This is a genomic window from Inediibacterium massiliense, from assembly GCF_001282725.1.
Taxonomy (GTDB): Bacteria; Bacillota; Clostridia; order Peptostreptococcales; family Thermotaleaceae; genus Anaerophilus; species Anaerophilus massiliensis.
Genome location: NZ_LN876586.1, coordinates 50,721 through 70,206 on the forward strand (window position 1 = coordinate 50,721; position 19,486 = coordinate 70,206).

The window sequence follows — 19,486 nt, forward strand, 5'->3', positions numbered from 1 at the left end:
ATTCTCAATAATTGTTCCTTATTCTTATGACTTTGCTAAAATATAGTTTGTTCACAGTCTGAAATATGATAAATTATATTGACATAATTATAGTATTAACATATAATAATATAAAAATTAGTAGGCAGTTGGTAGGTAGTTTTGTAGGATGGTAGGAATGTAGTTTATAAAAAAAGGTAGCTAAGGTAGAATGGTAGGGAGAATAGAAGTCCTTTTTAAGGATTTATTTGTGTATGCAAAACTCTCTTACTGGGAGTTTTTTTTATTACAAAAAATTAGGAGGATGGTAGAATGGTAGGAAAAAATTTATTGAAAAAAGTAGCAGTGTTTTTGGTAGGTTTGGTATTTTTGGTAGGATGCAGTGAACAAACTACATCAGATAATCAAGAGAAAATGATTCAAGTGGGCATTAGCCAAATTATTGAACATCCAGCACTAGATGCAGCGAGAAAAGGGTTTGAAGATGCTTTAGAAGAAGAGTTTTCAGGAAAAATAAATATTGATTTTCAAAATGCCCAAGGGGATATTCCTACAGCACAAGCTATTGCACAAAATTTTGTATCCCAAAAAAAAGATATGATTTTTGCTATTGCAACACCAGCAGTACAAGCAGCTTTTAATGCTACAAAGGAAATTCCAATTGTAATGGCTGCAGTTACAGATCCTGTGGAGGCAGAACTTGTAAAATCTTTAGAAAAACCAGGAACAAATGTTACAGGAACAATTGATATGGCACCTATGAACAAGCAATTTCAATTATTAAAAACAATTGTACCTAATGCAAAAAAGGTAGGTATTTTATACAATACAAGTGAAATTAATTCAGAAATTCAAATGAAAATGGCCAAAAATGAAGCAAAAAAATTAGGGCTAGAAGTGATTGCATCAGGAGTTACAAATGTAAATGAAGTATCCCAAGCTTTAAGTATTCTTTCAAAGGACATTGATGTTTTATATACTCCAACAGATAATTTGGTAGCATCTTCTATGACTTTAATTACAGAAGAATGCACAAAGAAAGGAATTCCTGTAATTGGAGCAGAAGAAGCTCATGTAAAAGGTGGAGCTTTAGCAACAGAAGGAATCGATTACTATAAATCAGGATTTGAAGCAGGGAAAATAGCCAGTGAAATATTAAAGGGAAAAGATCCAAAGGAAATTCCTATTGGACTACCAAAGGATACTCAATTGGTGATCAATATGGATACAGCTAAAAAGTTAAATATTCAAATACCAAAAGAGTTAGAAAGTAAAGCTGAAATGATAGGAAGTGGTGAGTAATATGGAGTTTTGGGTTAATATATTAGAGCAGGGATTGTTGTTTGGAATTATGGTTTTAGGCGTATATATTACTTATAAAATATTAGATTTTCCGGATCTTTCAGTAGATGGAACTTTTCCTCTCGGAGCAGCAGTAACGGCTGCTGCTCTTACAAAGGGAATAGACCCTATTTTTTCTATGATTTTATCAGTAATAGCTGGAATGATTGGAGGATTCGTTACAGGATACCTTCATGTAAAGCTTAAAATTACTAACTTATTATCAGGAATATTAGTCATGATTGGACTATATTCTATTAACTTAAGAATTATGGGAAAAGCCAATGTTCCTCTTTTTAATCAAAAAACTATTTTTAGTATAGGAATCAAACCGATTTGGATTATTTTATTGTTTGCATTATGTATTAAACTGTTATTAGATATTTTTTTAAAGACAAAGTTTGGATTTTTATTAAAAGCTACAGGAGATAATCCTCAATTGGTTACTTCTTTAGGAATAGATATAGGATTTACAAAAATAGTAGGACTCATGTTTTCAAATGGACTCGTAGCTTTATCAGGATCACTAGCAGCTCAATATCAAAATTTTTCAGATATAGGAATGGGTACAGGAATTGTTGTTATGGGGCTTGCATCTATTATATTTGGAGAAGCTGTTTTAAGCAAAATTTCATTTATTCTTCCTACAACTATGGCGTTAGTAGGATCTATTCTTTATAAAATGAGTATGGCTTTTGCACTAAGATTAAATTTTCCACCTACAGATTTAAAACTCATTACAGCTGTAATTGTAGCATTAGCATTAGCATTAAATGAGAAGAAAATTGGAGCTTCTATTAAAAAAATATTTATAGTAGGAGGGGATTGTCCTGTTACGAATACGAAATCTATCTAAAACTTTTCATAAAGATACGGTAAATGAAAAAAAGGTATTTGAAAACTTTTCAATACATGTAGAAAAAGGAGATTTTATTACGATTATAGGAAGTAATGGAGCAGGAAAGTCTACTCTTTTGAATTTGATATCAGGATCTATTCCTATGGACATGGGAAGTCTTCTTTTAAGAGATGAGGATATTTCTAAGAAGCCAGAATATAAAAGAACGAAAGTAATTGGAAGGGTTTTTCAGGATCCTACCATGGGTACATCTCCATCTATGACTATACTTGAAAATCTTTCTATGGCAGCTCATAAGGGGAAGAAGTTTAATTTAACTATGGGTATTTCCAAAAAAGATATTTCTCAATTTGTAGATTTAGTATCTCAACTTTCTTTAGGTCTTGAGAATCAAATTCATACGAAAGTAGGTTTATTATCCGGAGGACAAAGGCAAGCGTTGGCTCTTTTAATGTCTACCATTTCAAATCCTCATGTTCTTTTATTAGATGAGCATACAGCAGCACTTGATCCAAAGACTTCTGAAAGAATTATAGAGCTTACTCAAAAAATTGTGGAAGATAGAAAAATTACAACTTTAATGGTGACCCATAATCTTCATCAAGCTATCTCTATAGGAAATAGACTCATTATGATGCACAAAGGAAATATTATATTAGACATGAAGGGACAACAAAAAAAGGAATTGACCATAGAAAAGCTTTTAAATTGTTTTGAACAAATTCAAAAAGATGATGTATTTAGCGATCGCTTGTTATTTTCATAAAATAAAAAAATCAACCATATTGGTTGATTTTTTTATTTATTGGATTTTTCCATCCAAGCTTTTAATTGATCTGCAAGAGGATTAAAAGCTTCTTTGTTTTCAGGATCTTGATAGTTCATATTGTTTTTCTTTTGTTTTGGGCGACGAGGACGATTTTCTTGAGTAGTTTCTGGAGCAGGTTGTGTTTCACGAATAGAAAGTGAAATTTTTCCGGACGTTTCGTCTACAGAAAGTACTTTTACTTGTACTTCATCTCCAACAGAAAGAAAATCATTGATATCCTTCACAAATGCATGAGCTACTTGTGAAATATGAACTAATCCTTCTTTTCCTTCTTCAAGTGCTACAAAAGCACCAAAAGGTTTAATGGCAGTAACTTTGCCAGTAAGAATGTTTCCTGTTTGAATAGTATTTGACATAAGCACAACTCCTAATTGTTTTTTTCCTATTTAGTATACCACAATGACATAAAAAAACAAGGAAATGAGAATGATTTAAAAGTATCTTATTTTGTATTATCTACAAGGAAACGAGATTAATCCTAAAAGAAAGTGGTATAATTTAGGGAAATAGATATATTTGTAGAGGAATGAGTGTATAAGCATGAGAATTGTTTTTGACGAATAAATAGAGCAATCTTATAATTAATAGTTAGTTAATATAAAATACGCTGAGTTCTAAAAAGAAGCGGGGGACCCTTTATTAGGGGCGAATTCCAAAAGGATAGGATAACTCTTTCAATCCGAGCCCGACAGCTAACCTCGTAAGTGTTGAAAGAGGAGATGACAGGATAAAAAATCATGGTTTCTCCATGATTTTTTTTATTTTCAAAATTTGATAGTTGGTGGTGTAGTAATGAATACTAGAAAGAAGATGGACTTATTTCAATTAGATCCGAGCCAAATTTTAGTTTTGGGATTTTCGATTGTTATTATTATAGGATCTATACTTTTAAACCTTCCGATCGCTTCTAAAAGTGGTGAAAGTGTGGGCTTTATTAATGCATTTTTTACAGCAACATCATCAGTATGTGTTACAGGTCTTATTGTAGTAGATACAGGAACACACTGGACTGTTTTTGGTCAAACCATTATTATACTCTTGATTCAAGTGGGTGGATTAGGATTTATGACAATGGGGACGTTTATTGCATTTGTAGTGGGAAAAAAAATCACATTAAAAGAGCGTCTTGTCATGCAGGAAGCTTTAAATCAGTTTTCGATCTCTGGTATTGTTAGATTTACAAAATATATTCTTATTACTACCTTTGTAATTGAAAGTATAGGAGCTATTTTATTATCTATTAAATTTGTTCCTAGGTTTGGATGGACCAAAGGAATTGGATATGGAATTTTCCATGCAATTTCTGCATTTTGCAATGCAGGATTTGATTTGATAGGAAATTTTTCAAGTCTTACAGGATATGTAGATGATGTTTTAGTGAATTTTACAATCTGTGGTTTGATTATATGTGGAGGACTTGGATATACAGTAATTCTTGAAATGATTACAAAAAAAAGAGTGAGCAAATTTTCTCTTCATTCAAAAATGGTGCTAATGATTACAACTGTATTAATTGTAGCAGGATTTGTAGCTATTTTTGTATTAGAATATAATAATCCAGATACTTTACAAAAACTTAGTTTGAAAGGAAAAATTCTTGCATCTGTGTTTCAGTCTGTTTCACCAAGGACAGCTGGATTTAATACAGTACCTATAGATAAAATGACTATGGCATCTATATTTTTTACAATTCTTTTAATGTTTATAGGAGGATCTCCAGCAGGTACAGCAGGAGGAATTAAAACTACAACAGCAGGAGTACTCATTCTTACTATTATTTCTGTGATTAAAGGAAAAGAGGATACACAAATTTTTGATAGACGTATTGCAAAAGATTTGATTAATAGAGCCTTAGCTGTAGTAGGAATTGCTATGATGATTGTAGTTGTGATTACAATACTTCTTTCTATAACGGAGAAGGGTTTTCAATTTATTGAGATATTATTTGAAGTGGTTTCAGCGTTTGGTACAGTAGGACTTTCTGTAGGAATTACTTCTAAGCTTACTTCTATAGGAAAAATACTTATTGCTTTTACTATGTTTGCAGGAAGAGTAGGACCTCTTACCATTGCCGTAGCTTTAGCTAAAAAACAAAAGAAGGAAAAAGCCTGTATCAGATACCCAGAGGATAAAGTGATTGTAGGATAATTATTTAGATCAATAAGGGGAAAACAATATATAGTAGATATATTACATCTATCCACAAATTATTGTGGATAGATGTGGATAACTTACAAAAAAAGAAATTTCACACACATGGTTCCAAATTGTCACAAAAATATTAAAATTGTTTTTGGTCTATAGAAGATGAAAGAAAAGGGGAAAATAAATAAAAGATATGAAATAAGGAATAAAATACATATTGACATAAAATAATAATATATGATAGTATAAAATGAAAATAAATAACGAGCCTTTAAATCGGTCCAGAGAGACTGAAAAGGATATGAAAAGAAAAGATGCACATAAAGTGTGATCTATTCTTAGTGCAATCAAAACCTTTTGTCTCTTGGCAAAAGGTTTTTTTAATATATTAAATGAATATTTATGAAGCTATTATAAAATAAAAATTAAATTTTTTTAAGAATATGTGAATAAATATACAAATATACGAATAAATAAAACGGAGGGATAGGTATGACGGGCATATTGTATTTAGAAGATGGTACCATATACAAAGGAAAAGGGTTCGGAAAAAAAGGGATTTCAGTAGGAGAATTGGTATTTAATACTTCTATTACAGGATATCAAGAAATACTTACAGATCCGTCCTATGCAGGACAAATTATCACCATGACATATCCTTTAATAGGAAATTACGGCATGAATCAAGTAGGAAATCAATCCTCTCAGATTTATGCAAAAGGTTTTGTAACAAAGTCTATAGATCAAACTCCATCTCATTATATGAATGAAGAAAATTTAGAACAAATGTTAGAAAGAATGGGTGTTGTGGGAATTTCAGATGTAGATACAAGAAGTATTACAAAGAAAATTAGAAAAACAGGACCTTTAAAATGTGTCATATCTAATGAAGAAACATCTATAGAGACGTTAAAAGAACATCTTCATAAAGTAGATCTTCAAGAAGACTGGATGAAATATGTAGGAACGAAAAAGATACTTCATATACCAGGAAAAGGACCGAAAGTAGCAGTAATAGATTTTGGAATAAAAAAGAATATTTTAGAAAATCTTAAAGGTAGAGGCTGTGATATTACCGTATTTCCTTATGAAAGCTCGTATGAAGAAATTATGAATATGAGTCCTGATGGAGTATTTTTAAGCAACGGACCAGGAAATCCAGAAGCTGCAACAGAAGCAATTGATACGGTGAAAAAAATCATTCAAAAGATTCCTACCTTTGGGATTTGTATGGGACATCAAATCATGGCCTTAGCAGTAGGAGGGCATACTTATAAAATGAAGTACGGTCATAGAGGAGGAAATCATGGAGTGTATGATATACAACAAGATAGAGCTTATATTACCTCTCAAAATCATGGATATGCAGTAGATAAAAAAAGTGTAGAAGATAAAGGAATGATTATTACTCATATGAATCTTAATGATGATACAGTAGAAGGTATGATGCATAAGGAACTTCCGATTTTTTCTGTACAATTCCATCCAGAAGGAGCACCAGGACCTACAGATGCAACTTACCTATTTGATAAATTCGTAAGTATATTAAAGGGGGAGACAATATGCCAGTAAACGATAAGTTAAAGAAGGTAATGATTATTGGATCAGGACCTATTGTGATAGGGCAAGCAGCAGAATTTGATTACTCAGGAACTCAAGCTTGTAAAGCTATTAAAGAAGAAGGAATCTATACAATTTTAGTAAATAGCAATCCAGCAACCATCATGACAGATACAAATGTAGCAGATCAAGTTTATATAGAGCCTTTAACAATAGAGAGTCTCTCAAAGATTATTGAAAAAGAAAGACCAGATGGAATTTTAGCAGGTTTTGGAGGTCAAACTGCATTAAACCTTGCTATGGAACTAGAAAAAACAGGAGTATTAAAAAAATATGAAGTACAGCTATTGGGAACAGATTCTAAAACAATCAAACAAGCAGAAGATCGAGAAGCTTTTAGAGATTTAATGATACAAATTCATGAACCTATTCCTGAAAGTATTATTGCGACAAAATTAAAAGAATGTGAGGATTTTGTAGAGAAAAACGGATATCCTGTCATTATTAGACCTGCATATACTTTAGGAGGAACAGGAGGAGGTATTGCAAATAATCATGATCAGCTTATACAAATTTGCCAAAGTGGAATTGAAAATAGCCCTATTGGACAAATTCTTTTAGAGCAAAGTGTAGCAGGCTGGAAGGAAATTGAATACGAAGTCATTAGAGACAAAAAAGACAATTGTATCATTATTTGTAATATGGAAAATATGGATCCTGTAGGAGTTCATACGGGAGATAGTATAGTGGTTGCACCTTCCCAAACATTAAGAGATGAAGAATATCAAATGTTAAGAGCATCATCTATAAAAATTATAAGAAGTTTAAAAATAGAAGGAGGATGCAATATACAATTTGCGCTAGATCCTAAAAGCAATAATTATATTGTAATAGAAGTAAATCCTAGAGTAAGTAGATCAAGTGCACTAGCATCAAAAGCAGCAGGATATCCAATTGCAAAAATTGCATCAAAAATAGCCATAGGATATAGCTTAGATGAACTAAGAAATTATGTAACAACAAATTCAAGTGCTTGCTTTGAACCTTCATTAGATTATGTAGTAGTAAAATTCCCAAAATGGCCTTTTGATAAATTTCAAAGAGCGAAAAGAACACTAGGAACTCAAATGAAGGCTACAGGAGAAGTAATGGCTATTAGCAGAGATTTTGAAAGTGCTCTTTTAAAAGCTCTTACCTCACTTGAGGGAAAATTTACAGGACTTAGAATGTTTTCTATTATGGATATGACAGATGAAGAATTGATCAATAAAATAAAACTTTGTGATGATGAAAGAATATTTGCCCTTTCAGAAGGAGTTAGAAGAGGAATAACAGTTTCAAAGCTTCATGAAATGACCAAAATTGATTTATGGTTCTTAAACAAAATAAAAAATATTATAGATATGGAAAAAAGAATCAGTAATGAAAATATAGACGAAAATTTATTATATGAAGCAGAGAAAATGGGATTTACAGATAGGGAAATTAGTGATTTATCAGGAAGAGATCATGAAGAGATACATCTTATGAGAAAACAACATGAAATCAGACCGGTTTATAAGATGGTAGATACTTGTAGTGGCGAGTTTGAAGCAGAAACTCCTTATTATTACTCCTGCTATGAACAAGAAGACGAAAATATTATATCAGAGAAGAAAAAAATTATCGTAATAGGTTCAGGACCTATACGAATTGGACAAGGAATAGAATTTGACTACTCTTGTGTTCACGGAGTATGGGCCATTAAAAATGCTGGATATGAATCTATTATGATTAACAACAATCCAGAAACTGTAAGTACAGATTTTGATACGGCAGATAAACTGTATTTTGAATCCTTGTATATCGATCATGTAATGGACATTATTGAAAAAGAAAAACCAGAGGGAGTTATTCTCCAACTAGGAGGACAAACTTCTGTAAACTTAGCAGAAAAACTATATAAAAGAGGAGTCAATATATTAGGAACATCTTACAACTCTATGGATCTAGCAGAAGATCGAGATAAATTTAGAGACTTTTTAGAAGAAATCCATATTCCATCTCCTACAGGTATGGCTATTACAAGTATGGAAGAAGCATTAAAAGGGGTAGACAAAATAGGGTATCCAGTAGTGGTAAGACCATCTTATGTAATAGGTGGAAGAGCTATGCAGGTTGTACATGATGAAGTAGGACTGAGAAGATATATAGAAGAAGCTGTAACTCTTTCTAAAAAATATCCTGTTTTGATGGATAGATATGTAAAGGGAACTGAAATAGAAGTAGATGCTGTAGGAGATGGGGAAGATGTACTGATCCCTGGAATTATGGAACATATTGAAAGGACAGGAGTCCACTCAGGGGATAGCATTAGTGTGTATCCATATTTAAACCTAAGTGAAGAAACAGTTCAAAAATTAGTAGACTATACAAAACGAATTGTAAAAGGATTAAAAATTGTAGGACTTGTGAATATTCAATATGTATTTGATGGAAAAGACATATATGTCATAGAAGTAAATCCAAGGGCATCAAGAACCGTTCCAATCCTTAGTAAAGTAACAGATACACCAATGGTGAAGATTGCAGTAGAAACTATGTTAGGTAAAAAATTAAAGGATACTTCTTATGGAACAGGACTTATGAAAAATAAAGAGCTATATGCAGTTAAAGTACCAGTATTTTCAGGGGAGAAGCTTACAGACGTGGATATGTATCTAGGGCCTGAGATGAAATCTACAGGGGAGGTCCTAGGAATAGATAAAGATCTAAGGAAAGCTCTTTACAAAGGATTTAAAGGGGCAGGATACAAAATTCCAACCCAAGGAGGTATTTATGTATCTTTAAGAGATGTAGACAAAAAAGAAGGCATAGAGATTATAAAGGATTATGAATCTATGGGATTTATGATTTATGCATCAGAAGGTACAAGTGAATTTTTAAATGAAAATAAGGTTTCTTGTGAAACAATTCCTCTAGATGAGATTTCAAAGTATATTGTAGAAGGAAAAATTTCTATGATGATTAATACTCCTACAAGAGGAAATAACGAAAAGAGCCTTGGATTCAAAGTTAGAAGAAAAATGAGTGAATATAGGCTTCCTATATTTACTTGCATCGATACAGCTAAAATATTTAAAACAGCTATTCGTATGAAGAAAAATAATGAACACATTGAGTATAAGCCTCTAAGTGAATATCTGAAGTAAGAATGATGCTCATAGAAATTGAAAATTTCTATGGGCATTTATATGTTTATATATAATATATGAGTACATATATCATAGTATTGATAAAAATAGAGCCTATTATTTACCAATTATTTATTTCTATTATTCGTCTGTCCGTATATAATATGGATATGTAGAATAAAAGGACGGTTATCATATGGAATATATGTCTGCCCCAGAAGCCGCTAAAAAATGGGGTATGTAAGAATGGTAGGTGCAAAAACTTTGTGAGTAAAACCTCATACTGAGTGTTGAGAAATTTAGCCCTATTTAGCTGATAACGAAAAATGTATAGAAGCCTATTGACGGGCGAAGAAAGTTACATCTAAAAGTTGATAAATAGTTGGATATTATTAGCTATATTAGTTATTTAGGGAGGTGTGCAAATTGCGCAATAAAATTTTGATAGCTGACGATGAAGCAGATATTGTTTTAATGCTCACCTATTTTTTTGAAAGCAAGGGATATGATGTACTGACAGCTTCAAACGGAGTTGAAACCTTAAAGCAAGTTGAGCATAGTCCAGATATTATTTTACTCGATATCAATATGCCTGGATTGGATGGCTTGGAGGTTTGCGAACGTATCCGAGATCATGTATCTTGTCCCATTCTTTTTCTGACTGCACGAATTGAGGATACTGATAAAGTAAAAGGATTTTCCGTTGGTGGTGATGATTATATCGTTAAGCCCTTTTCACTTGTAGAATTAGACGCAAGAATACGCGCTCATCTGCGCAGGGAAGCACGCCATAATTTTGAAGCACAGATCAAGTTTGCAGGTGACCTTACAATAGATTTTTCGGAACGCTGCTTATTCTATAAAGGTGTAAAAATTACTCTTGCAAAAAAGGAATTTGATATTGTTGAACTTCTCTCTCAAAATTCAGGGCAAGTTTTTGACAAGGAACGGATTTATGAAAGAGTATGGGGATATGACAGCGAGGGAGACAGCAGCGTAGTGGCAGAACATATTCGCAGGGTACGGACAAAAATCGCTCCATTTACCGATAGAAACTATATTGAAACAGTTTGGGGGTGCGGTTACAAATGGACAAAGTAAAGCGACTTTGGGGGGATTTATCTTTGAGAAAAAGCATTGTGCTCTATGTGGTGGTATTCGTGATAGTTGCTCTTGCTTTGAGCGTGATAACCGCCTCTGTTTGTAATAGTATTGTTGAGAATATTCAAGACAAATATCCACCAACAGGTGAAAAATACTATCTGACAAATGAAATGGGAGAACAATTAGGAGAGGGGACTTATATAGGAACTGTACCTACTCCGTTATGTGAACAAGATCAACGCTTGGTGTTTATTTTGGAAATTCTTCCGATTGTAGCAGCTCCAATTTATTCTGCATTATGTATTATAGCTGCAGCATTGCTTTTTTACAGAAACAAATTGAAAAAGCCACTTGCAGAGCTAAAAGCTGCTTCAGAAAAGATTTCAAATAATAACTTGGATTTTTCTATTACATACAGAAGTAAAGATGAATTAGGACAGTTATGCGCTTCTTTTGAATTGATGCGCTCCACCCTTGTAAATAACTTTTCTGAAATGTGGCGGCAAATCGAGGAACGAAAGCAACTCAATGCTGTGTTTGCCCACGATTTGCGTACCCCGCTTACGGTACTCAAGGGGTATGATGAAATGCTACAAGCAAGTAATGACACACAAACAAGAGATACCGCCGCCACGATGGGAAAACATATAGGGCGGTTAGAGTATTATATTGATAGCATGAGCAGTTTGAGGCGGTTGGAAGATACGCAGCCGGAATACAAAGACATTTCTCTACAAGAATTTCTATCCTCTTTGTCCGAAAGTGCTTATGTTTTATGTGGGCGAAACAGGAAAAAATTGTGTCTGAAAAATAGGACAACAGCAGAGCGGCTGTCTGTCGATACAGATTTTATTTCGCAAGTATGTAATAATTTGTTCTCAAATGCTATTCGCTATGCCGCATCTACTGTTACAATTACCTTTGAAGAAACAAATAATGGATTGCTACTGTCTGTATCTGACGATGGCAAAGGATTTTCCAAAAACAGTTTATACAACGCAACAAGTCCCTACTTTACAGAAGAAAAAAACCATTCTGAACATTTTGGACTAGGACTATATATTTGCAAGGTACTTTGTGAACATCACGGTGGATACGTGAAAATCGAAAATCGTACTGCTGGGGCAACTGTGCTTGCTTTCTTCAAATCCTTTGTTTTGTAGATAAAAAGTAGAATATTATACGCTATACTCTCCATGTAAATACATGGAGAGTATTTTTTGTTCCCTATAACGAAAGGAGTTTTTATATGGAATTGGCAACGAATAATCTGACAAAGTGTTATGGAAACAAAACAGCCGTAAACCACTTAAACATTATTTTGTCAAATGGAGTTTATGGCTTGCTCGGCGCAAATGGCGCAGGGAAAACAACACTCATGCGCCTTTTATGTGCTATTCAAACGCCCACCTCTGGAAAAATTACTTTAGATGGCAAAAACATTATGCATATGGGAGAAAGATACCGAAAACATTTAGGGTATTTCCCGCAACAATTTGGGTATTATCCCGATTTTACAGCACGCGACTTTTTGCTTTATATTGCTGCCTTAAAGGGATTGAGTGGCACGGATGCAAAACAAAAGTCAAAAGAGTTACTTGAAGCTGTTGGTCTAATTGAGGAGAGTAACCATAAAATCAAAACCTTTTCAGGTGGTATGAAACAACGATTAGGAATTGCACAAGCTATGTTGAATGACCCGCATATTCTCATATTAGATGAACCAACGGCTGGACTTGACCCGAAAGAGCGTGTACGTTTTCGCAATTTGATCAGTGCATTTTCTAAAGACAGGATTGTTGTTTTATCTACGCATATTGTTTCTGACATTGAGTTTATTGCTGGAGAAATTATAATGATGAAATCTGGGCAAGTGCTTCACTTTGGAAAGCCAAATGAAATCACTTCTGAAATAAATGGAAAAGTATGGGAATGTGTTGTTTCAACTGATCGAGTGGAACAGTGTAGCTTAACTCTCAATATCAGCAATTTGCGGAATATGGAGAATAACCAAACTGTACTACGGATTATGGATGAACACAAGCCTATGACAAATGCTGTGGAGGTACAGCCAAATTTAGAGGATTTGTATCTTTTCTATTTCAAAGGAGGGAATAATTAATGACAACGTTGGTTCTATTTGAACTTCGGAAAATACTAACAAAGCGGATTACGCTTATTGGTATTGTTGCTGTTTTGATATTAAATTTTCTGTTGGTGTTTTCTACTTTGCAATCAATGTATTCCTTTGATGGCAGGAACAGGGAGGGAACGGGTATAACTGCTGTAAATATTGACAAAGAAATTGCCCAGAAATATCAAGGAACTTTAACAGATGAAAAAGTACAGAAGATGTTGAATGACTTCAAGCCTACAACAGATTTCCATGGATTGAATGTAGCTTATTTATACACAAACGCCACGCAGTCTTCTGTTCACGCTCGATTTTCTGACCAAAATGGAGATTGGAATGGGATAACTGTTGCAGACGTTTTTAGCCACGAGAAAATCACAATTGGTTATGTCAATGGTTGGCTTCATGTTAGTCAATACATGACGCGAGTTTTTATCGTTCTTTCTCTGCTGATTGTACTAATGATTGCACCTGTATTTTCTGGTGAATACGGTGGAGTTGATAGTTTAATTCTAACGACAAAGTATGGAAAAACAAGGTGCGGAACAGCAAAAAATATAGGGGCTCTGTTAGCGGCGCTTCTTGTAACTGCATTTTTTGTTGTTCTTAACATCGTAGCTGCACTTGTAATATACGGACATGAGGGGCTTGATTGCAGCATTCTTTTTGCACCGCAAGGATTTATTGAAGCCTATATCCCATTTAATATTACTTGTGCAACATTGATTAAATATCAAATGCTTTTGACATTTACTTGCATGATGAGTGTTGTAGGTATCACCATACTTTTATCATCAATTTGCAAAAATCAAATAGTAGCGCTTGTGACTTCTGCTTCAATTTTTATGCTACCACTTTTATTGCCTGTAGCAGAAACAAATTTGCTTTATAAGTTAGTAGTCCTTATGCCTGTCTATCAAGCACAATTCATTTCAATTATGTCGGTTGAGCAAATGAGTAATGGACTCTTGTACGCAATATGGGCTATCCCGATGGCAGTGATTTTGATAATGATTGGCTATATTATTTCACGCAGAGCTTTTGCTAAACATCAAGTTTCATAAATACCAATTTTTACAAAGTCGCACTTTTTCAAGAATAAGGCAGTATTTAAGGATATATCCCTGGGTATAGGGTTGCTTTCCAATACTCCTATGAGTTTTATCAATAAAAAAAGCTTATATCTCCCAACGGGATATTTTAGTTATCAAGATGAATACACTTCAAAAAAGATATATAGGTATGGAAATAATAGGAAAAATCAAAATGATTTTTATATATTTTTAAAAAATATATATTGACTTAATTGATTTTAGATAATATAATAGCAATAATTATAAAATTGAAGATCACTTTTTAAAAGGCTATGAACGGTAGTAGTAAATAATCCTTTGTTTGTAGAGAGTCGATGTGTGGTGAAAATCGATAGCAAAGCTTATTGAATCCGACCGGAAGCTGCATAGGGGTCATAACCTGTGCCGGGGCTCCCGTTATGAGTAAGAGGCTGTAATCAGCAAAAAAAGGTGGTACCACGTGGATATTATCCCCGTCCTTGTATATACAAGGACGGGTTTTTTATTTTTAAGCAACGGAAATTCCTAAAGAAATGAAGGAATTTTGTTGGCGCCATGAAGCGGTTTCCGTAAGGAATTGCGAAATTTCTACATGTAGAAGCTCCCATTTTAATAAAAAATACAATTTTGGAGGAGATTCGAATGGAAAATAAGAAAAAAGTAATTGTGACAGAAAGAGTAGATGAAGAAGGAATCAAGCTATTACAAAAGCATCTAGATGTAGATGTTTGTTTAAATATAACTAGAGAAGAACTATTAAAGAGAATTCATGAATATGATGCTCTTTTAGTAAGAAGTGTTACAAAAGTAGATGAAGAGCTTTTGTCTTTTGGTGAGAAGTTAAAAGTAGTAGGAAGAGCAGGAAATGGTACAGATAATATAGATATACCTGCTGCAACAAAGAGGGGAATTGTTGTTGCCAATACACCAGATAGTAATACGATGTCTGCAGGAGAATTAGCCATAGGACTTTTATTGGCTCAATCTAGAAATATCCCTCAAGCCAATGCATATATAAAATCAGGAAAATGGGCTAGAAATCCTTTTAAGGGAGTTGAGCTTTATAATAAAACTCTTGGGATTGTAGGTCTTGGAAGGATAGGATCATTAGTTGCTACAAGAATGAATGCTTTTGGAATGAAGGTGATTGCATATGATCCTTATATTTCAGATGAAAGGTTTAAAAGATTCCAAGTGGAAAAGAAAGATACTTTAAAAGAGTTGATCAAAGAGGCTGACTTTATCACTGTTCATACTCCAAAGACAAAAGAGACTTATGGTATGATTGGAGAAGAAGAAATAGAGTGGATGAAGGATGGAGTAAGAATCGTCAATGATGCAAGAGGCGGGATTGTCAATGAAAAAGCATTGTTAAAAGGATTAAAAAGTGGAAAGATTGCAAGCGCAGGTTTAGATGTTCATGATGAAGAACCTAGCTTTAATAATCCTTTATTTGAACTAGATAATGTGATCGTGACTCCTCATATTGGAGCAAGTACAACAGAAGCACAAATCAATGTAGGAATCACAGTAGCACAGCAAGTAATCAATGCATTAAAGGGAGAAATTGTTCCCAATGCAGTAAATTTACCTACTATGCACAGAGATGAACTAGCAGTGTTAAAACCTTATATTGAACTAATGGAGAAGTTGGGAAAAACATATTATCAATTGTATCAAGAGCCTATTGAGCATATTAGCATTGAGTATTGGGGAGGCATTGCAAAACAGGATATAGAAATGTGTAGTATTGCTTTTATAAAAGGAGTGTTAGAACCTGTATTAGAAGATAAAGTAAATTATATTAATGCTATGATTTTGGCAGAACAAAGAGGAATTTCTATTGATCAAAGAAAAAATAAAGAGAATTATAATGGATATTTAGATTATATAGAAATGAAAATTAAGACAAAGAATCAAGTATTTGAGATTGCAGGAAATCTATCTTCTAAAAGAGAAGGAAGACTTATAAAAATACAAGGATATGAAGTAGATGTAACCCCAAGCAATCATATGTTATTTATACAAAATAAAGACGTACCAGGAGTAATTGGTCATATTGGAATGGCATTAGGAGAAGAAGGGATAAATGTTGCAACTATGCAGGTTGGAAGAAATGCAAAAGGAGATAAGGCTTTAATGGTACTGACGATTGATGATGAAGTATCTAAGGAAGGGTTAAAAAGACTTACTCAAAAAGAAAATGTATTGTGTGCAAAATATGTGAAGTTATAAAATAAGAGGCGATCATTGCCTTTTATTTTTTTCTATATATTCATATAATGATAGTAAAGTAATTGTAAGGGGGGAAGGTTATGAAAAGAATAGAGTTTCAAATTGGGATATGGATGGTTATCATTACTTTGTTATTTACTGGGTGTACAAAAGAGGATGTACAAAAAAGACCTACTATTATAGTAGAGGATTATAATGGAACAGATATGAAAAAGATCAATCAGTATCATATGGATCTTGTTTTTGATCCAAAGAATAAAACCATAAAAGGAAATCAAAGGATCGAGTATATAAACCAAGAAAATATATCTTTGAACGAAGTGTATTTTCATTTGTATCCTAATGTATTTTCAAAGAAAGAGACAGCTCCATTTTGGGATGAAGATTTCAAAGAGGCATATCCTAATGGATTTGGGTTTGGTGGAATCAAAATAAAAGAAGTATCTATAGACAATCAAAAGATAAATTATACGATAGAAGGAAAAGATGATACGATTATGAAGGTTCCTCTATTAAAATCTTTAAAACCGGGAGAGAAAGTAACTATAGAGATGACTTATACCATAAAATTGCCTCCTGCAAGAGAACGGTTTGGATATGGAGAAGATATTTTTAATCTAGGAAATTTTTATCCTATTGCAGCTGTTTATGATGAGACAGGATGGAATTTAGATCCTTATTATGTGATTGGAGATCCGTTTTATAGTGATGTAAGTAATTATGATGTACATATTGAAACTCCAAAGGATTATATAGTTGCAGCTTCTGGAAATATTATAAAGGATCAAATGAAAGATCAAAAAAGAAAATGGGAAATAGAAGCCAAACTCATGAGAGACTTTGCGTTTGTAACAAGTAATAGATTTGAGGTAGAAAATCAAGAGGTAGAAGGAACTACTTTAAATATGTATTTTTTGAAGGATAAAAATATAGAAAAAGATGTAAAAAAACAAGCTACAAAGGCAGCTCAAAAATCTTTGCAAACCTTTAATAAAATATATGGAAAGTATCCATATGGACAATATTCTGTAGTTCAAACCAATTTTCCATCAGGAATGGAGTACCCTGGTATCGTATTGATTGATAAAAATTGTTATGATGAGAATTATATAGATTATTTAGAAATGGTTATTGTTCATGAATCAGCTCATCAATGGTGGTATGGAGTCGTAGGAAATGATGAAATTGATGAAGCTTGGTTAGATGAAGGCTTAACCAACTATTCAGAAGTTATTTATACAATAGAAAACTATGGGAAACAAAAGGGAAAAGAATATCATAAATATATGAATGAACAAGAATATGAAATGATCAAAAAAGATGGAAAGATAAAAAATGAAAGGATTTTAAGACCTCTCGATGAATTTGAGGGATGGGAAGATTATGGAGTATTGGTATATAATAAGGGAGCTATGTTTATGAATTCTCTTTATGAAAAATACGGGAAAGAAAAATTTTATGAGATGATGAATAAATACTATGAAACTTATAAATTTAAAAATGCTACAACAAAGGATTTTCAAAAAATATGTGAAGAAGTTATGGGAGAGAATATGGAGGATTTATTTAAAGAGTGGATCTATAAATAGATAAAGCTTGTAGACAAAATCATAAAATTCGTCACTAAATTTTCAAATTTGGAAAATATATAGAAATGCTCGAAAACAGCATTACAAACTCACTCCGCTCAAACAGTGTAATGCTAATCATTTTCTCACTCATTCTATATTTTCACAAATTCTCAATAATTGTTCCTCATTTTTATGACTTTTCTAAAATATAAGTTATCAACAGTTTGGACCTATAAATAGATAAATTTTATATGGTATAATACTAGCGGGAGGGATTGAGTTGAAAAAAATTACAGCATTGATTTGTGCAATGATTCTAGCAGCTAATATTTCTTTTTCTTATGGACAGGATATAGAAATAAAAGGGAAAGCAGCTTTATTAATGGAAGAGGAAACTGGTAAAATATTATATGAAAAAAATATAAAAGAAGTATTTCCTCCAGCTAGTATTACAAAATTAATGACATATCTTGTAACTATGGATGAGATTCAAAAGGGAAAGATCTCTTTAGAAGATGAAGTGATCATTAGTGAAAGAGCCTCTAAAGAAAGAGGAGCTTCCTATCACCTTGTTTCATTTGAAAAAATAAAGCTAAAAGAATTAATAGAAGTAATGATGATTGTTTCTGCTAATGATGCAGCTTTTGCTATTTCAGAACATGTAGGAGGAAGTATGGAAAACTTCGTAAACATGATGAATCAAAAAGCAAAAGATATTGGTCTTGAGGATACTCATTTTGACAATCCAAATGGAATGCCCCAAAAAGATGGTGGAAATTTAATGACTGCAAAGGATATTGCTTCTTTAGGAAAGTATATTATAGATCATCATAAAGAAATTCTTTCTCTTACAGATCAAGAATTTTATGAAAATCCTATGAGAGATTTCTATAAAGAAAATACCAATAAACTTTTAAAAATTATTCCTCAAGTAGATGGACTTAAAACAGGATATACAGATGCAGCAGGATATTGTCTTGCATCTAGCATGCAGGTTCATAAGAATAGTGAGGATGAAAAGGATTTTAGACTCATTGCAGTAGTATTAGGGACGGATAGTGAAGAAGCTCGGTTTAGAGAAAGCAAAAAGCTTTTAGAATATGGGTCAGAAGGTTTTGTGAAAAAGAGAATAGTAAAAAAGAATGAAAAAATAAAAACAATTCATTTATGGGGAGAAAAAAAGCTTCCCATAACACTTTTAGCAAAAGAAGATATTTGGACATTAGGACCTAAAGAGAAGATAGGAAAAAATAGAGAAATTCTGTTAGTGAAGAAAATGCCCTATCCTATATCTAAAGGACAAAAAATAGGGGAGTTAAAAGTTACTACTTATGATGGAAAGATGATCAAAACAGATTTGGTAAGTGATAGAGACATTAGAAAGCTTTCTTTTAAACTATTTATTACAAACTTTTTTCATATTTTTGCAAGTGTTTTTTCTAATATGTGGTAAATTATAGGCATCCTTGACAAAAATAAAAAA

General features: G+C 32.8%; 14 protein-coding genes, 1 riboswitch and 1 other annotated feature. Of the genes, 13 read left to right on the forward strand and 1 reads right to left on the reverse strand.

Going from position 1 to position 19,486, the window contains the following annotated elements; genetic code table 11:
- Nucleotides 1-291 precede the first annotated feature (291 nt).
- From BN2409_RS04125 to BN2409_RS04135, 3 genes are read left to right on the forward strand one after another with little or no spacing between them, the layout of a single operon-like run.
- Nucleotides 292-1,281 carry an ABC transporter substrate-binding protein gene (locus BN2409_RS04125; RefSeq protein ID WP_053955405.1) on the forward strand — a complete coding sequence of 330 codons (990 nt, stop codon included), beginning with the start codon at nt 292-294 and terminating at the stop codon, nt 1,279-1,281.
- 1 nt (nt 1,282) lies between these two features.
- On the forward strand, nt 1,283-2,176 hold the full coding sequence (locus BN2409_RS04130; RefSeq protein WP_053955406.1) for an ABC transporter permease: 894 nt from the start codon (nt 1,283-1,285) through the stop codon (nt 2,174-2,176).
- Complete coding sequence (locus BN2409_RS04135) at nt 2,160-2,945, forward strand: ABC transporter ATP-binding protein (protein ID WP_479691175.1); 786 nt, start codon at nt 2,160-2,162, stop codon at nt 2,943-2,945. Before BN2409_RS04130 ends, BN2409_RS04135 begins: the two co-directional genes overlap by 17 nt.
- 32 nt (nt 2,946-2,977) lie before the next feature.
- Here the strand turns inward: BN2409_RS04135 and yugI are convergent, their stop codons facing one another.
- The gene (gene yugI, locus BN2409_RS04140; RefSeq protein WP_053955408.1) at nt 2,978-3,364 is read right to left on the reverse strand and encodes a S1 domain-containing post-transcriptional regulator GSP13; all 387 of its coding nucleotides are present in this window, start codon (nt 3,362-3,364) and stop codon (nt 2,978-2,980) included.
- A gap of 239 nt (nt 3,365-3,603) precedes the next feature.
- Nucleotides 3,604-3,729, forward strand: a riboswitch (cyclic di-AMP (ydaO/yuaA leader).
- Nucleotides 3,730-3,779: 50 nt separating this feature from the next.
- Between yugI and BN2409_RS04145 the strand changes: the two genes are divergently transcribed.
- From BN2409_RS04145 to BN2409_RS04190, 10 genes are all read left to right on the forward strand, one after another.
- Nucleotides 3,780-5,156 (forward strand): TrkH family potassium uptake protein, encoded by a 1,377-nt coding sequence (locus tag BN2409_RS04145; RefSeq protein WP_278320180.1) that lies wholly within the window; start codon nt 3,780-3,782, stop codon nt 5,154-5,156.
- 489 nt (nt 5,157-5,645) lie between these two features.
- Complete coding sequence (carA, locus tag BN2409_RS04150; protein WP_053955409.1) at nt 5,646-6,725, forward strand: glutamine-hydrolyzing carbamoyl-phosphate synthase small subunit; 1,080 nt, start codon at nt 5,646-5,648, stop codon at nt 6,723-6,725.
- Nucleotides 6,716-9,904 carry a carbamoyl-phosphate synthase (glutamine-hydrolyzing) large subunit gene (gene carB / locus BN2409_RS04155; RefSeq protein WP_053955410.1) on the forward strand — a complete coding sequence of 1,063 codons (3,189 nt, stop codon included), beginning with the start codon at nt 6,716-6,718 and terminating at the stop codon, nt 9,902-9,904. The genes carA and carB overlap by 10 nt, the downstream gene beginning before the upstream one ends.
- A gap of 399 nt (nt 9,905-10,303) precedes the next feature.
- Nucleotides 10,304-10,987 carry a response regulator transcription factor gene (locus tag BN2409_RS04160; protein ID WP_330375374.1) on the forward strand — a complete coding sequence of 228 codons (684 nt, stop codon included), beginning with the start codon at nt 10,304-10,306 and terminating at the stop codon, nt 10,985-10,987.
- A complete protein-coding gene (locus tag BN2409_RS04165) occupies nt 10,975-12,153 on the forward strand; it encodes a HAMP domain-containing sensor histidine kinase (protein WP_053955412.1) in 1,179 nt (392 codons plus the stop codon). Before BN2409_RS04160 ends, BN2409_RS04165 begins: the two co-directional genes overlap by 13 nt.
- Nucleotides 12,154-12,239: 86 nt before the next feature.
- Nucleotides 12,240-13,112: an ABC transporter ATP-binding protein gene (locus tag BN2409_RS04170; protein ID WP_053955413.1), complete on the forward strand. Its 873-nt coding sequence runs from the start codon at nt 12,240-12,242 to the stop codon at nt 13,110-13,112.
- Nucleotides 13,112-14,188 carry a hypothetical protein gene (locus BN2409_RS04175; protein ID WP_053955414.1) on the forward strand — a complete coding sequence of 359 codons (1,077 nt, stop codon included), beginning with the start codon at nt 13,112-13,114 and terminating at the stop codon, nt 14,186-14,188. Before BN2409_RS04170 ends, BN2409_RS04175 begins: the two co-directional genes overlap by 1 nt.
- 293 nt (nt 14,189-14,481) lie before the next feature.
- Nucleotides 14,482-14,681, forward strand: a binding site (T-box leader).
- 158 nt (nt 14,682-14,839) lie between these two features.
- A complete protein-coding gene (gene serA, locus BN2409_RS04180) occupies nt 14,840-16,432 on the forward strand; it encodes a phosphoglycerate dehydrogenase (RefSeq protein ID WP_053955415.1) in 1,593 nt (530 codons plus the stop codon).
- 80 nt (nt 16,433-16,512) lie between these two features.
- The gene (locus BN2409_RS04185) at nt 16,513-18,021 is read left to right on the forward strand and encodes a M1 family metallopeptidase (protein ID WP_053955416.1); all 1,509 of its coding nucleotides are present in this window, start codon (nt 16,513-16,515) and stop codon (nt 18,019-18,021) included.
- 262 nt (nt 18,022-18,283) lie between these two features.
- The gene (locus BN2409_RS04190; RefSeq protein ID WP_053955417.1) at nt 18,284-19,456 is read left to right on the forward strand and encodes a D-alanyl-D-alanine carboxypeptidase family protein; all 1,173 of its coding nucleotides are present in this window, start codon (nt 18,284-18,286) and stop codon (nt 19,454-19,456) included.
- The last annotated feature ends 30 nt before the right edge of the window (nt 19,457-19,486 follow it).

Coding starts and splice junctions, on each gene's coding strand:
- BN2409_RS04125 (WP_053955405.1), top strand. CDS start 292: ATGGTAGGAAAAAATTTATTGAAAAAAGTAGCAGTGTTTTTGGTAGGT.
- BN2409_RS04130 (WP_053955406.1), top strand. CDS start 1,283: ATGGAGTTTTGGGTTAATATATTAGAGCAGGGATTGTTGTTTGGAATT.
- yugI (WP_053955408.1), bottom strand. CDS start 3,364: ATGTCAAATACTATTCAAACAGGAAACATTCTTACTGGCAAAGTTACT.
- carA (WP_053955409.1), top strand. CDS start 5,646: ATGACGGGCATATTGTATTTAGAAGATGGTACCATATACAAAGGAAAA.
- carB (WP_053955410.1), top strand. CDS start 6,716: ATGCCAGTAAACGATAAGTTAAAGAAGGTAATGATTATTGGATCAGGA.
- BN2409_RS04165 (WP_053955412.1), top strand. CDS start 10,975: ATGGACAAAGTAAAGCGACTTTGGGGGGATTTATCTTTGAGAAAAAGC.
- BN2409_RS04170 (WP_053955413.1), top strand. CDS start 12,240: ATGGAATTGGCAACGAATAATCTGACAAAGTGTTATGGAAACAAAACA.
- BN2409_RS04175 (WP_053955414.1), top strand. CDS start 13,112: ATGACAACGTTGGTTCTATTTGAACTTCGGAAAATACTAACAAAGCGG.
- serA (WP_053955415.1), top strand. CDS start 14,840: ATGGAAAATAAGAAAAAAGTAATTGTGACAGAAAGAGTAGATGAAGAA.
- BN2409_RS04185 (WP_053955416.1), top strand. CDS start 16,513: ATGAAAAGAATAGAGTTTCAAATTGGGATATGGATGGTTATCATTACT.